A 14,628-nucleotide genomic window follows, 5' to 3' on the forward strand; every position below is an offset into this window, starting at 1 on the left:
CTCATTGGTGGTAGACCCAAAAAGGGTTTTTCTGTAAGCTACAGCTTTAGTGTGTCCACTAAAAGCGCGCAGATGAATCTATAAGAAAGCGGGGTGACGTATCTACGTCATTCCGCTTTTTTGCAACCTGCGATCGCCCTTTCAGGCTTTATTTACGGGAGGTCTTCTTGACTAAGCCAGCCATACTCGCCCTTGCTGATGGCAGCATTTTTCGTGGCCAAGCCATTGGAGCCGACGGGCAAACCGTTGGTGAGGTGGTGTTCAACACCGCAATGACCGGCTATCAGGAAATCCTTACCGATCCTTCCTATGCCCAGCAAATCGTTACTCTGACTTACCCGCACATCGGCAACACAGGCACCACGCCTGAAGACGCCGAATCGAATCGCGTATGGTCCGCAGGCCTGGTGATCCGTGACCTGCCACTGGTTTCCAGCAACTGGCGCAACAAGCAGCCACTGGACGAGTACCTCAAGGCCAACAACGTTGTGGCCATCGCAGGCATCGATACCCGTCGCCTGACCCGCATCCTGCGTGAGAAAGGCGCACAGAACGGCTGCATCGTTGCCGGTGACAACATTTCCGAAGAGGCCGCAATCGCAGCCGCTCGCGGCTTCCCGGGCCTCAAGGGCATGGATCTGGCCAAGGTGGTCAGCACCAAGGACAGCTACGAGTGGCGTTCCAGTGTCTGGAGCCTGAAGACCGACAGCCATCCTGAAATCCCTGCCGCCGAGTTGCCATACCACGTCGTGGCCTACGACTACGGCGTCAAGGTCAACATCCTGCGCATGCTGGTCGAGCGCGGTTGCCGCGTGACCGTGGTTCCGGCGCAAACGCCGGCCAGCGATGTACTGGCCTACAGCCCGGACGGTGTCTTCCTGTCCAACGGCCCTGGCGACCCCGAGCCATGCGACTACGCCATCAAGGCCATCAAGGAAGTCCTGGAAACCGAGATTCCGGTTTTCGGTATCTGCCTGGGTCACCAGTTGCTGGCTCTGGCTTCCGGTGCCAAGACGGTAAAAATGGGTCACGGCCATCACGGTGCCAACCACCCGGTCCAGGATCTGGACACCGGCGTCGTCATGATCACCAGCCAGAACCACGGTTTTGCGGTTGACGAGTCGACCCTCCCGGGTAACGTGCGCGCCATCCACAAGTCGCTGTTCGACGGTACCCTGCAGGGTATCGAGCGTACCGACAAGAGCGCGTTCAGCTTCCAGGGTCACCCTGAAGCAAGCCCGGGCCCGAATGACGTTGCCCCACTGTTTGATCGCTTTATCGAAGCCATGGCCAAGCGTCGCTGAGCGGTTGCCTTGAGAATGTAATAAGCACGTGCCCAGGGTGGCCCCGGACGATGAGTCCGGTTGTCGCCACCCCTGGTACCGCAAAGAAATGTTCAAGACGGCTTGCCGACTGACCTACGGATTTGAGTGACAACCCATGCCAAAACGTACAGATATTAAAAGCATCCTGATTCTCGGCGCCGGCCCCATCGTGATCGGCCAGGCCTGTGAATTCGACTACTCCGGCGCCCAGGCCTGCAAGGCTCTGCGCGAAGAGGGTTACCGCGTCATCCTGGTGAACTCCAACCCGGCGACCATCATGACCGACCCGGCCATGGCCGACGCGACCTACATCGAGCCGATCAAGTGGCAGACCGTTGCCAAGATCATCGAAAAAGAGCGTCCGGATGCCGTGCTGCCAACCATGGGCGGCCAGACTGCACTCAACTGCGCACTGGATCTGGAGCGCGAAGGCGTTCTGGAGAAGTTCGGTGTTGAAATGATCGGCGCCAATGCCGACACCATCGACAAGGCCGAAGACCGTTCGCGCTTCGATAAGGCCATGAAATCCATCGGTCTGGAATGCCCGCGCTCCGGCATTGCCCATTCCATGGAAGAAGCCAACGCAGTTCTCGAAAAGCTGGGCTTCCCTTGCATCATCCGCCCATCGTTCACCATGGGTGGTACGGGTGGCGGTATCGCGTACAACCGTGAAGAGTTCGAAGAAATCTGCGCCCGTGGTCTGGACCTGTCGCCGACCAAGGAACTGCTGATCGACGAGTCGCTGATCGGCTGGAAAGAGTATGAAATGGAAGTTGTCCGCGACAAGAAGGACAACTGCATCATCGTCTGCTCCATCGAAAACTTCGACCCGATGGGCGTACACACCGGTGACTCGATCACTGTTGCCCCGGCACAGACCCTGACCGACAAGGAATACCAGATCCTGCGTAACGCCTCTCTGGCTGTTCTGCGCGAGATCGGCGTTGAAACCGGCGGTTCCAACGTGCAGTTCGGTATCTGCCCGAACACTGGCCGCATGGTCGTGATCGAGATGAACCCGCGCGTTTCCCGTTCCTCTGCGCTGGCTTCCAAGGCCACCGGTTTCCCGATTGCCAAGGTCGCTGCCAAGCTGGCAGTCGGCTACACCCTCGACGAACTGCAGAACGACATCACCGACGGCAAGACCCCGGCGTCCTTCGAACCGTCCATCGACTACGTCGTCACCAAGCTGCCACGCTTTGCCTTCGAGAAGTTCTCCAAGGCCGACGCCCGCCTGACCACTCAGATGAAGTCGGTCGGTGAAGTCATGGCCATCGGCCGTACCTTCCAGGAATCCCTGCAGAAAGCCCTGCGCGGTCTGGAAGTCGGTGTCTGCGGCCTCGATCCGAAGCTGGACCTGAGCCACCCGGAAAGCATGAGCACCCTCAAGCGCGAACTGACCGTTCCGGGTGCCGAGCGCATCTGGTACGTTGCCGATGCGTTCCGTGCCGGTCTGACTGTCGAAGAAATCTTCGAAATGAACATGATCGACCCTTGGTTCCTGGTGCAGATCGAAGATCTGATCAAGGAAGAAGAGAAGGTCAAGACCCTGGGTCTTTCGGCCATCGATCGTGACCTGATGTTCCGCCTCAAGCGCAAGGGCTTCTCCGATGCGCGCCTGGCCAAGCTGCTGGGTGTTACCGAGAAGAACCTGCGTACTCACCGTCAGAAGCTGGAAGTGTTCCCGGTCTACAAGCGCGTCGATACCTGCGCTGCCGAGTTCGCGACCGACACCGCTTACCTGTACTCGACGTACGAAGAAGAGTGTGAAGCCAGCCCGTCGACTCGTGACAAGATCATGATCCTGGGCGGCGGTCCCAACCGTATCGGTCAGGGCATCGAGTTCGACTACTGCTGTGTACACGCGGCCCTGGCGCTGCGCGAAGACGGTTACGAGACCATCATGGTCAACTGCAACCCGGAAACCGTCTCTACCGACTACGATACTTCCGACCGTCTGTACTTCGAGCCGGTTACTCTGGAAGACGTTCTGGAAATCGTGCGCGTCGAGAAGCCTAAAGGCGTGATCGTCCAATACGGCGGCCAGACTCCTCTGAAACTGGCTCGTGCCCTGGAAGCTGCTGGTGTGCCAATCATCGGCACCAGCCCTGACGCCATCGACCGTGCAGAAGACCGTGAGCGCTTCCAGCAGATGGTTGAGCGCCTGAACCTGCGTCAGCCGCCAAACGCCACCGTTCGCAGCGAAGACGAAGCCATTCGTGCAGCCGCAAAAATCGGTTATCCACTGGTTGTGCGTCCTTCCTACGTACTCGGCGGCCGGGCGATGGAAATCGTCTACCAGGAAGAAGAACTCAAGCGCTACCTGCGCGAAGCCGTTCAGGTTTCCAACGACAGCCCGGTGTTGCTGGACCACTTCCTGAACTGTGCAATCGAAGTGGACGTCGATGCTGTCTGCGACGGTACCGATGTCGTGATCGGCGCGATCATGCAGCATATCGAGCAGGCGGGTGTTCACTCCGGTGACTCCGCATGTTCGCTGCCGCCTTACTCGCTGCCGGCCCATATCCAGGACGAGATGCGCGAACAGGTCAAGAAAATGGCCCTGGAGCTGGGCGTTGTCGGTCTGATGAACGTTCAGTTGGCGCTGCAAGGCGAAGACATCTACGTCATCGAAGTGAACCCGCGTGCATCCCGTACCGTACCTTTCGTGTCCAAGTGCATCGGTGTTTCCCTGGCGATGATTGCTGCTCGCGTCATGGCGGGTAAGACTCTGAAAGAGCTGGGTTTCACCAAGGAAATCATTCCGAACTTCTACAGCGTTAAAGAAGCGGTCTTCCCGTTCGCCAAGTTCCCTGGCGTTGACCCGATCCTCGGCCCGGAGATGAAGTCGACCGGTGAAGTGATGGGTGTGGGCGACACCTTCGGTGAAGCTTTTGCCAAGGCTCAGGTTGGTGCCAGCGAGATTCTGCCGACAGGCGGCACTGCGTTCATCAGCGTGCGCAATGACGATAAGCCTCTGGTGGCTGGCGTCGCTCGTGACCTGATCAACCTCGGTTTCGAGATCGTGGCGACTGCCGGTACGGCGAAGCTGATCGAAGCTGCCGGTTTGAAGGTCCGTCGCGTCAACAAGGTGACCGAAGGCCGTCCGCATGTGGTCGATATGATCAAGAATGACGAAGTCACGCTGATCATCAACACCACCGAAGGTCGTCAGTCCATCGCCGACTCTTACTCCATTCGTCGTAACGCCTTGCAGCACAAGATTTACTGCACCACTACTATTGCTGCTGGCGAAGCCATCTGCGAAGCGCTCAAGTTCGGCCCTGAAAAGACCGTGCGCCGCTTGCAGGATCTACATGCAGGATTGAAGGCATGATCAAATACCCAATGACTGTCCAGGGCGCTCGCGCCCTGGAAGAAGAATTGACGCATCTGACCAAGGTTGTTCGTCCAAAACTCAGCCAGGACATCGGTACTGCGCGTGAGCTGGGCGACCTCAAGGAAAACGCCGAATACCATGCTGCCCGCGAGCAGCAGGGTATGGTCGAGGCACGTATCCGTGATATCGAAGGCCGCATGCAGAATGCGGTCATCATCGACGTCACCACCATTCCCCATACGGGGAAGGTGATTTTCGGTACGACTGTCCAGATCGCCAACGTTGAAACCGATGAGTCCGTGACCTATCAGATCGTTGGAGAAGACGAGGCCGACATCAAACTGGGCAAGATCTCCGTCGGTTCGCCTATCGCTCGTGCCTTGATTGCCAAGGAAGAGGGTGATGTGGTGGCGGTGAAAACGCCAAGCGGTCTCATCGAGTACGAGATCATTGAAGTCCGTCACGTTTGATGGGTTGCGCCCGTTTCCAGCGGGCGCAATTGTCTGGCAGCTTGTCCAGACCTTATGGGTGGGCGGGCTGGTCCTCTTGCATCTGGCGACATTGGCGGTGCTCGATCAGACAGGCCTTGCGCCGCTGTTCATCGATCAGTTCGCCAGTCGTGCGAGTGCTTTGCTGGTCGCTTTTGCGGCAGCCTGTGTGGTGCTGCAACTGGCGTTGCTGGTCCGTTTCGAGCGGCTGGCAAGTGTCTGGCGGGATTTTCGCGGGCAATTGCTTTCAATTGCCTTGCTGTCGTCAGCCGTCTATTACGTGCTGCGACACTGGTTTGCCGGTGCTCTGCACTGGCAATTGCTGAGTTATCTGGTGCTGGCGTTGAGCGGCTTGTTACTGGTCTTGCAGCCGGTGCCGGGAAGGAGCAGCAGGGCGCGCTGAAGGCGCCCTGGCTTTTGAAAATCAGCTTGCGCGGTGGACGTTGGACAGTTGCTTGTTTACCTTTGGGTTCTTGCGATAGATCAGCGCCATTTTGCCGATGACCTGTACGAGGTCCGCTGAACCGGCCTTGCAGAGTTCTGCAATGGTCTGAAGGCGGCTTTCGCGATCGAGGATGTTGAGTTTGATCTTGATCAGCTCGTGATCGCTCAGTGCACGCTCGAGTTCGGCGAGCACACCTTCAGTCAAACCATTGTCAGCCACTATCAATACTGGTTTCAGATGGTGGCCAATGGATTTGTATTGTTTCTTCTGCTCTTGAGTGAGCGGCATAATCTGACCCCTGCGTCTGATCTTGTAAAAAAAGCGGCGGCCAGTTTACCCGAGCGAATCCGGGACCGCCCACTTAATCACGACTCGTTTTATTTTCGAGGTGCCCCGTGGCCCGTTCCAAGTCAAGCCATAACTGGCTCAAAGAACACTTTGATGACAAATACGTCAAAATGGCGCAGAAGGACGGTTACCGTTCTCGTGCCAGCTACAAGCTTCTGGAGATCCAGGAGAAAGACAAAATCATCCGTCCAGGCATGACGGTTATCGACCTGGGTGCAGCACCGGGCGGGTGGTCGCAAGTGACCAGTCGTCTGATTGGTGGTCAGGGTCGGCTGATTGCGTCCGATATCCTGGAGATGGACAGCATTCCCGATGTGACCTTCATTCAGGGTGACTTCACCGAGGACGCCGTTCTCGCTCAGATCCTGGAAGCTGTCGGTAATACGCAGGTAGACCTTGTGATTTCCGATATGGCCCCCAATATGAGTGGATTGAGCGCAGTGGACATGCCGCGTGCAATGTTTCTCTGTGAGTTGGCTCTGGATCTGGCAGGCCGTGTCTTGCGTCCGGGTGGCGATTTTCTGATCAAGGTCTTCCAGGGTGAAGGCTTCGATGTGTATCACAAGGAAATTCGCAAGCTCTTCGACAAGGTGCAGATGCGCAAGCCATTGTCGTCGCGTGACAGGTCCCGCGAGCAATATCTGCTGGCTCGCGGGTTTCGCGCAATAGAAGGTGCTGCCAGCGATGAGCGCCTTTGAAGGCAGCCGATAGCTTTTTTCAAATGGCTATGCTGATGGCGCATGTACGACCATCATGTAGTGAAAGTTTCACAAAGGGTTACAGACGGTGCCTGCCACATCTGTAGGTTCTGTAGTAAGTTAGGCCGGTGAATATCATGCGAGGCACGCTTCCTGCGTGGAGCTTGCTTCAGAGGGTAGCTAATTGAACGATATGGCAAAGAATTTGATCCTGTGGTTGATCATCGCGGCAGTCCTGGTGACGGTGATGAACAACTTCTCCAGCCCGAACGAGCCGCAGACCCTCAACTACTCCGAGTTCATCCAGCAGGTCAAGGATGGCAAGGTCGAGAAGGTTTCCGTGGACGGCGCCGTCATCACAGGCAAGCGCACTGATGGCGACACCTTCAAGACCATTCGTCCTGCCATTGCAGACAACGGTCTGATCGGCGATCTGGTCGATAACAATGTGGTTGTCGAAGGCAAGCAGCCTGAGCAGCAGAGCATCTGGACCCAGTTGCTGGTCGCCAGCTTCCCGATTCTGGTCATCATTGCGGTGTTCATGTTCTTCATGCGCCAGATGCAAGGTGGCGCGGGCGGCAAGGGCGGCCCGATGAGCTTTGGCAAGAGCAAGGCGCGTCTGCTTTCCGAAGATCAGGTGAAAACGACCCTGGCCGATGTGGCCGGGTGTGATGAGGCCAAGGAAGAAGTAGGCGAGCTCGTCGAGTTTCTTCGTGATCCGGGCAAGTTCCAGCGTCTGGGTGGTCGCATTCCGCGCGGCGTGCTGATGGTCGGTCCTCCGGGTACCGGTAAGACACTGCTTGCCAAGGCAATTGCCGGCGAAGCAAAAGTGCCGTTCTTCACCATTTCCGGTTCCGACTTCGTCGAAATGTTCGTGGGTGTCGGTGCAAGCCGTGTCCGTGACATGTTCGAACAGGCCAAGAAACACGCTCCGTGCATCATCTTCATCGACGAAATCGATGCCGTGGGTCGCCATCGTGGCGCTGGCATGGGTGGCGGTCATGACGAGCGCGAGCAAACCCTCAACCAGTTGCTGGTAGAGATGGACGGCTTTGAAATGAACGATGGCATCATTGTCATCGCCGCTACCAACCGTCCTGACGTACTGGACCCGGCTCTGCTGCGTCCAGGCCGTTTCGACCGTCAGGTGGTCGTAGGTCTGCCGGACATTCGTGGTCGTGAGCAGATTCTCAAGGTTCATATGCGCAAAGTCCCGATGGGCGAAGACGTGAATGCTGCGGTCATCGCTCGCGGTACTCCGGGTTTCTCGGGTGCCGACCTGGCCAACCTGGTCAACGAGGCTTCCCTGTTCGCGGCCCGTGCCAGCAAGCGCATCGTCGAGATGAAGGAATTCGAGCTGGCCAAGGACAAGATCATGATGGGCGCAGAGCGCAAGAGCATGGTCATGTCCGAGAAGGAAAAGCAGAACACGGCCTACCACGAAGCCGGTCACGCTATCGTCGGTCGTCTGGTGCCTGAGCATGATCCGGTCTACAAGGTGTCGATCATCCCGCGCGGTCGTGCGCTGGGTGTGACCATGTTCCTGCCGGAAGAAGATCGCTACAGCCTGTCCAAGCGTGCTCTGGTCAGCCAGATCTGCTCCCTGTACGGCGGTCGTATCGCCGAGGAAATGACGCTGGGCTTCGATGGTGTTACCACCGGTGCTTCCAACGACATCATGCGGGCAAGTCAGATTGCCCGGAACATGGTGACCAAGTGGGGGTTGTCGGAAAAACTCGGTCCGTTGATGTATTCCGAAGATGAGGATTCAGGCTTCCTGGGTCGTGGCGGCAGCCAGAACTCGAACTTCTCTGGCGACACCGCCAAGCTGATCGATCTGGAAGTGCGCAGCATCATCGATCACAGCTATAACACCGCCAAGCAGCTTCTCACCGACAACCGTGACAAGCTGGATGCGATGGCCGAGGCGCTCATGAAATATGAGACCATCGACTCGGATCAGATCGATGACATCATGGCGGGCCGACCTCCGCGTGAGCCGCGAGACTGGGAAGGTGGTTCGGGTACCAAAGGCACGCCTGTGCCGGATGCCCGCCCGGAAGCTCCAATCGGCGGTCCTGCTGCTGAACATTAAGGTCTGACATGACTTCTACGCTGTACCCGACCCGGTTGCCTTGCGGCAACCGGGTTCTTGATTTGGCCCATACGCACGTGATGGGCATTCTCAACGCAACTCCAGACTCATTCTCGGATGGCGGTCGCTACAGTCAGCTCGATGCTGCCTTGCGTCATGCCGAGGCCATGGTGCTGGCTGGTGCAACCCTGATCGATGTCGGTGGCGAGTCAACTCGCCCTGGTGCGCCTCCTGTTTCTCCTGAGCAAGAGCTTGAACGGGTCGCTCCGGTGGTAGAAGCTATCTGCCGCGAACTCGACGTCATTGTCTCGGTTGATACTTCTACGCCTGAGGTCATGCTCGAAACGGCTCGTCTCGGCGCGGGGCTTATCAATGATGTGCGCTCGCTGGGGCGTCCCGGTGCCCTTGAGGCTGCCGCCCGGACAGGTTTGCCGGTGTGCCTGATGCACATGCTTGGCGAGCCGGGCAATATGCAGGATGACCCGCGTTACACCGATCTGGTGGCTGAGGTCAGTGCCTTTCTGCTTGAGCGAATGAATCAGTGTGCGGCGGCGGGTATCGTTCGTGAGCGGATCATCCTCGATCCGGGTTTCGGTTTTGCCAAGACGCTGGATCACAACCTGAGCCTGTTCAAGCATATGGAGGTCCTGCATTCGCTTGGGCGTCCGTTGCTGGTCGGGGTATCGCGCAAAAGCATGATCGGTGCCGTGCTGGGGCGTCCCGTCGGGGAACGTCTGTACGGAGGCCTGGCGTTGGCTGCTCTGGCGATGGCCAAAGGGGCTCGAATTCTACGTGTGCACGATGTCGCCGAAACGGCTGATGTGGTGCGCATGATTGCAGCTGTCGAATCGGCTGAGTAAGAAACTGTGGAGCAGCATTTATGACTACAAGAAAGTATTTCGGAACTGACGGCATTCGTGGCCGGGTAGGGCAGTTTCCAATCACGCCTGAGTTCATGCTCAAGCTTGGCTGGGCTGCCGGCATGGCCTTCCGTCGTATGGGCGCCTGCAGGATCCTTGTCGGCAAGGACACCCGTATTTCCGGCTATATGTTCGAATCTGCGCTGGAGGCCGGTATTTCGGCTGCCGGTGCCGATGTCATGCTGCTTGGCCCGATGCCGACGCCGGCTATCGCGTACCTGACCCGTACCTTTCATGCCGAAGCGGGTATCGTGATCAGTGCTTCCCACAATCCACATTACGACAACGGCATCAAATTCTTCTCGGGCAAGGGCACCAAGCTGCCCGACGAGATCGAGCAGATGATCGAAGAGCTGCTGGATACGCCGATGACCGTCGCCGAATCCGAAAAGCTCGGCAAGGTTTCCCGTATCAACGATGCCGCCGGTCGTTACATCGAATTCTGTAAAAGCAGCGTGCCGACCAGTACCAGCTTCGCCGGTCTGAAAGTGGTGATCGACTGCGCCCACGGTGCTACCTATAAAGTGGCTCCGAGCGTTTTCCGTGAATTGGGTGCCCAGGTTGTCGTGCTGTCGGCACAGCCTGACGGCCTCAATATCAACAAGGATTGCGGCTCCACTCATACGGAAGCGCTGCAGGCTGCTGTCGTGGCCGAAAAGGCGGATCTGGGTATTGCCTTTGATGGCGATGGCGACAGGGTCCTGATGGTCGATCATACGGGGGCGGTCGTCGATGGCGACGAGCTTCTGTACATCATTGCCAGCGATCTGCAGGAGCGCGGTCGTCTGCAGGGCGGTGTGGTCGGTACTCTGATGAGCAACCTGGGTCTGGAGTTGGCGCTGGCCGAGCTGAATATTCCGTTCGTGCGTGCCAATGTCGGTGACCGTTATGTGATCGCCGAGCTTCTGGAGCGTGACTGGCAGATCGGCGGTGAAAACTCCGGTCATATCGTCTGCTTCCAGCACACCACCACGGGTGATGCAATCATCGCGGCCCTGCAGGTGCTGCTTGCCTTGCGTCGTCGTGGCGTCAGTCTGTGCGAGATCCGCCAGAAGCTGCGCAAGTGCCCTCAGGTACTGGTCAATGTCCGTTTTGGCGGTGGCGTGGATCCGGTCACTCACCCGTCGGTGCAGGAGGCCTGTGCCCGTGTTACCGAGGAAATGGCGGGGCGTGGTCGTGTCCTGCTGCGCAAGTCTGGCACCGAGCCATTGGTGCGGGTCATGGTCGAGGGTGAGGATGAAACCCAGGTCAGAAACTACGCCGATGAGCTGGCAAAACTGGTTGCTGAAGTTTGCGCCTGATTTTGGCTTGCCAGTGTTGAAAGTGTTGGGTAACATCTGCGCCCACTTTGACCGACGAGGTGTAGCATGCGTCGCCCTATGGTAGCTGGTAACTGGAAGATGCACGGTACCCGCGCCAGCGTCGCTGAGCTGATCGACGGGCTTGCCGGGCAGGTTCTGCCAAGCGATGTTGATGTCGCGGTTATGCCTCCAAGTCTCTACATCGCCCAGGCGATCGAAGGGCTGAAAGGTCAGTCAATCGCCGTTGGTGCCCAGGATGCTGCGATTCAGGCGGCACAAGGTGCACTGACAGGCGAGATAGCGTCGAGTCAGCTGGCTGATGCAGGTTGCAGGTTTGTACTGGTTGGGCACTCCGAGCGCCGCCAATTAATTGGTGAGCAGGATGATGTCCTCAACCGCAAGTTTGCGGCGATTCAGGCGAGCGGTCTGATACCGGTGTTGTGCATAGGGGAAACCCTTGAGCAGCGCGAAGCGGGTCAGACGCTGGAAGTTGTCGGGCAGCAGCTTGATAGCATCATCGCCGAATTCGGCATCGGTGCATTTGTTGATGCAGTAATCGCTTACGAGCCGGTCTGGGCCATAGGCACCGGGCTGACAGCCTCGCCTCAGCAGGCGCAGGAAGTGCACGCAGCTATTCGCGCGCAACTGGCGAAAGAGAATTCCGAAGTCGCACAAGGCGTGCGTCTTCTTTATGGCGGCAGCGTGAAGGCGGCCAATGCGGTCGAGTTGTTCAGCATGCCGGATATCGATGGGGGGCTCATTGGTGGAGCTTCCCTGAATGCAGATGAGTTCGGTGCGATCTGTCGCGCCGCGGGAAACTGAAAAAATGCTGGAAACAGTCGTAGTCGTTTTTCATCTGCTGGGCGCTCTGGGCGTTGTTGTCCTGGTATTGCTGCAGCAGGGTAAGGGTGCGGACGCCGGTGCGTCTTTCGGAGCAGGTGCATCAAATACTGTGTTCGGAGGGCAAGGAACCTCTACCTTTCTTAGTAAGTTTACTGCTATACTCGCCGCAGCTTTTTTCATAACCAGCTTGGGGTTAGGTTACTTTGCTAAAGAGAAAGCTCAAGGGCTGAATCAAGCAGGTTTGCCAGATCCAACGGTTTTGGAATCGAAACAGAAACCGGCAGCAGATGATGTTCCGGTGCTCGAAGCGCAAAAGCCAGCTGCTGTTCCAGCTGACGTACCTCAAGCGCCAGAGCAGAAGTAAAAAAGAATTCGGCGATGTTTGTTGAGATCGCCAAAAAGAGTTGTAATGCCGAGGTGGTGGAATTGGTAGACACGCAACCTTGAGGTGGTTGTGCCCATAGGGTGTAGGGGTTCGAGTCCCCTTCTCGGTACCAATTAAGCAGGAGAGCCCGCACTAGCGGGCTTTCTTGCAGGTGGATGTTCGATTGACCCCCAAGGGGAACGGTCGTATACTTTCGCCCCAGCTTTGTCGCGGGGTGGAGCAGTCTGGTAGCTCGTCGGGCTCATAACCCGAAGGTCGTTGGTTCAAATCCAGCCCCCGCAACCAGTTTCGCGAAGCCCCTGTTTCAGGGGCTTTTTGTTAGCTGGACAGTACATGACGCCGATGTTCAGCGGCGTTTTCGTGATGGGCTTTTGCCCATTTTTTTATTTCTAAAGCATGCACGAGGGGGTTCAGGTGTCGAGCAAGCTAGAACAGTTGCAGGCCTTGTTGGCCCCTGTGGTCGAGGCTCTTGGCTATCAATGCTGGGGAATTGAGTTTCTTTCCCAGGGCCGACATTCACTGCTGCGCATTTATATCGACAAAGAAGGCGGCGTTCTGGTGGAAGACTGCGAAATAGTCAGTCGCCAGGTCAGCGGTGTTCTGGATGTTGAAGATCCCATCAGTGCTGAATACACGCTTGAAGTGTCTTCTCCTGGCATGGATCGCCCGCTGTTCACTCTTGAACAGTTTGCTTTGCACGCTGGGGAACAAGTGAAAATAAAGCTGCGCTCGCCATTTGATGGTCGACGCAACTTTCAAGGCCTTCTCCGCGGGGTGGAGGAGCAGGACGTCGTGGTGCATGTAGACGATCACGAATACCTGTTGCCGATCGACTTGATCGACAAAGCCAACATTATTCCCACGTTTGACTGAGACGTGCCAGATACAGCGGATCCCGCGGATCCAATGGCTTGCGAAAGGCGAGGCGTACGATGAGCAAAGAAGTACTGCTGGTTGTTGAGTCGGTGTCCAATGAAAAGGGCGTTCCGGCAGGAGTGATTTTTGAAGCGTTGGAGCTGGCTCTTGCCACTGCTACCAAGAAGCGTTTTGAAGATGAGGTTGAACTGCGTGTGGAAATCAACCGCCACACCGGAAACTACGAGACTTTCCGTCGCTGGACTGTGGTCGAGGACGAAGATCTGGACGATCCGGCTTATGAGCTGGCTGTAGACCAGGCCCAGGCCAGAAAGCCGGGTGCTGTCGCTGGCGATCTGATCGAAGAAAAGATCGAGTCCATCGAGTTCGGTCGTATTGCTGCGCAGACCGCCAAGCAAGTCATTGTGCAGAAGGTTCGTGAAGCCGAGCGCGCTCAGGTGGTCGATGCCTATCGCGAGCGTCTGGGTGAAATCATTTCCGGTACTGTCAAAAAGGTTACGCGTGACAATGTCATCGTTGACCTGGGTAACAATGCCGAAGCACTGCTGGCTCGTGAAGACATCATCTCCCGTGAGACTTTCCGGGTAGGTGTGCGTCTGCGGGCTCTGCTGAAAGAAATCCGCACTGAAAACCGTGGCCCGCAGCTGATTCTGTCGCGTACTGCGCCAGAGATGCTGATCGAGCTTTTCCGTATCGAAGTACCGGAAATTGCCGAAGGTCTGATCGAGGTGATGGCTGCCTCCCGTGACCCGGGTTCGCGTGCCAAGATCGCTGTTCGCTCCAAGGACAAACGAATCGATCCGCAAGGCGCCTGCATCGGCATGCGCGGTTCGCGTGTTCAGGCCGTATCCGGCGAGCTGGGTGGCGAGCGTGTGGATATCGTGCTCTGGGACGATAACCCGGCACAGTTCGTGATCAACGCAATGTCCCCTGCTGAAGTGGCTGCAATCATCGTCGATGAAGATGCCCATGCAATGGATATCGCTGTTGGTGCGGACAATCTGGCTCAGGCCATTGGTCGTGGCGGTCAGAACGTGCGTCTGGCAAGTCAGTTGACTGGCTGGACCCTGAACGTGATGACCGAGTCGGACATCCAGGCCAAGCAGCAGGCAGAGACTGGCGACATTCTGCGCAACTTCATCGACGAGCTGGAAGTCGACGAAGATCTGGCGCAGGTGCTGGTCGATGAAGGCTTCACCAGCCTGGAAGAGATTGCCTACGTACCGCTGGAAGAAATGCTCAACATCGACGGCTTTGACGAAGAAACCGTCAACGAGCTTCGCGCTCGTGCCAAGGATCGCTTGTTGACTAAAGCCATCGCTACTGAGGAAAAGCTGGCAGACGCCCATCCGGCCGAAGACCTGCTCTCGCTTGAGGGTATGGACAAGGATTTGGCGATGGAACTGGCGGTGCGCGGCGTAATTACCCGCGAAGACCTGGCCGAGCAGTCTATAGATGACCTGCTCGACATCGACGGCATTGACGATGATCGTGCCGGCAAGTTGATCATGGCCGCCCGAGCCCATTGGTTCGAGTAACAGGCGCGGCCTGAGGAGAGAAGTGC

The 14,628-nt window shown here is 57.3% G+C and carries 13 protein-coding genes and 2 tRNA genes; 14 read left to right on the plus strand and 1 reads right to left on the minus strand.

The features are described 5' to 3' along the window. Positions 1-167 precede the first annotated feature (167 nt). The 4 genes from carA to JSY17_RS22305 all read left to right on the plus strand — a co-directional run bounded on the left by carA (position 168) and on the right by JSY17_RS22305 (position 5,556). Positions 168-1,304: a glutamine-hydrolyzing carbamoyl-phosphate synthase small subunit gene (gene carA, locus JSY17_RS22290; RefSeq protein WP_117166317.1), complete on the plus strand. Its 1,137-nt coding sequence runs from the start codon at positions 168-170 to the stop codon at positions 1,302-1,304. Between the two features lie 136 nt (positions 1,305-1,440). Beyond that, positions 1,441-4,662 (plus strand): carbamoyl-phosphate synthase large subunit, encoded by a 3,222-nt coding sequence (gene carB / locus JSY17_RS22295; RefSeq protein ID WP_206403075.1) that lies wholly within the window; start codon positions 1,441-1,443, stop codon positions 4,660-4,662. After that, a complete protein-coding gene (gene greA / locus JSY17_RS22300; protein WP_117166315.1) occupies positions 4,659-5,135 on the plus strand; it encodes a transcription elongation factor GreA in 477 nt (158 codons plus the stop codon). Before carB ends, greA begins: the two co-directional genes overlap by 4 nt. A 4-nt stretch (positions 5,136-5,139) precedes the next feature. After that, on the plus strand, positions 5,140-5,556 hold the full coding sequence (locus JSY17_RS22305) for an MFS transporter (RefSeq protein WP_232849599.1): 417 nt from the start codon (positions 5,140-5,142) through the stop codon (positions 5,554-5,556). Positions 5,557-5,577: 21 nt separating this feature from the next. Here the strand turns inward: JSY17_RS22305 and JSY17_RS22310 are convergent, their stop codons facing one another. Continuing rightward, positions 5,578-5,886: a YhbY family RNA-binding protein gene (locus JSY17_RS22310; protein WP_025258493.1), complete on the minus strand. Its 309-nt coding sequence runs from the start codon at positions 5,884-5,886 to the stop codon at positions 5,578-5,580. A gap of 107 nt (positions 5,887-5,993) precedes the next feature. Here JSY17_RS22310 and rlmE point away from each other — a divergent pair, with 107 nt between their 5' ends. From rlmE to nusA, 10 genes are all read left to right on the plus strand, one after another. Then, the gene (gene rlmE, locus JSY17_RS22315) at positions 5,994-6,644 is read left to right on the plus strand and encodes a 23S rRNA (uridine(2552)-2'-O)-methyltransferase RlmE (RefSeq protein WP_117184045.1); all 651 of its coding nucleotides are present in this window, start codon (positions 5,994-5,996) and stop codon (positions 6,642-6,644) included. A 193-nt stretch (positions 6,645-6,837) separates the two neighbouring features. Next, positions 6,838-8,739, plus strand: coding sequence for an ATP-dependent zinc metalloprotease FtsH (gene ftsH, locus JSY17_RS22320; RefSeq protein WP_117166313.1), 1,902 nt, complete (start codon positions 6,838-6,840; stop codon positions 8,737-8,739). 8 nt (positions 8,740-8,747) lie between these two features. Further along, on the plus strand, positions 8,748-9,599 hold the full coding sequence (gene folP, locus JSY17_RS22325; protein ID WP_206403076.1) for a dihydropteroate synthase: 852 nt from the start codon (positions 8,748-8,750) through the stop codon (positions 9,597-9,599). Positions 9,600-9,619: 20 nt separating this feature from the next. Beyond that, the gene (gene glmM, locus JSY17_RS22330; protein WP_117166311.1) at positions 9,620-10,960 is read left to right on the plus strand and encodes a phosphoglucosamine mutase; all 1,341 of its coding nucleotides are present in this window, start codon (positions 9,620-9,622) and stop codon (positions 10,958-10,960) included. Positions 10,961-11,026: 66 nt separating this feature from the next. Then, the gene (gene tpiA / locus JSY17_RS22335) at positions 11,027-11,782 is read left to right on the plus strand and encodes a triose-phosphate isomerase (protein ID WP_117166310.1); all 756 of its coding nucleotides are present in this window, start codon (positions 11,027-11,029) and stop codon (positions 11,780-11,782) included. Positions 11,783-11,786: 4 nt separating this feature from the next. Then, a complete protein-coding gene (gene secG, locus JSY17_RS22340) occupies positions 11,787-12,167 on the plus strand; it encodes a preprotein translocase subunit SecG (RefSeq protein ID WP_117166309.1) in 381 nt (126 codons plus the stop codon). Positions 12,168-12,214: 47 nt separating this feature from the next. Next, positions 12,215-12,300, plus strand: a tRNA-Leu gene (locus tag JSY17_RS22345). Between the two features lie 96 nt (positions 12,301-12,396). Next, positions 12,397-12,473, plus strand: a tRNA-Met gene (locus JSY17_RS22350). Positions 12,474-12,602: 129 nt separating this feature from the next. Continuing rightward, positions 12,603-13,061 (plus strand): ribosome maturation factor RimP, encoded by a 459-nt coding sequence (gene rimP / locus JSY17_RS22355; protein ID WP_183134070.1) that lies wholly within the window; start codon positions 12,603-12,605, stop codon positions 13,059-13,061. A 59-nt stretch (positions 13,062-13,120) separates the two neighbouring features. Further along, positions 13,121-14,602, plus strand: coding sequence for a transcription termination factor NusA (gene nusA, locus JSY17_RS22360; RefSeq protein ID WP_117166307.1), 1,482 nt, complete (start codon positions 13,121-13,123; stop codon positions 14,600-14,602). The last annotated feature ends 26 nt before the right edge of the window (positions 14,603-14,628 follow it).

Origin of the sequence: Pseudomonas capsici (genome assembly GCF_017165765.1) — a bacterium.
Lineage (GTDB): Bacteria > Pseudomonadota > Gammaproteobacteria > Pseudomonadales > Pseudomonadaceae > Aquipseudomonas > Aquipseudomonas capsici.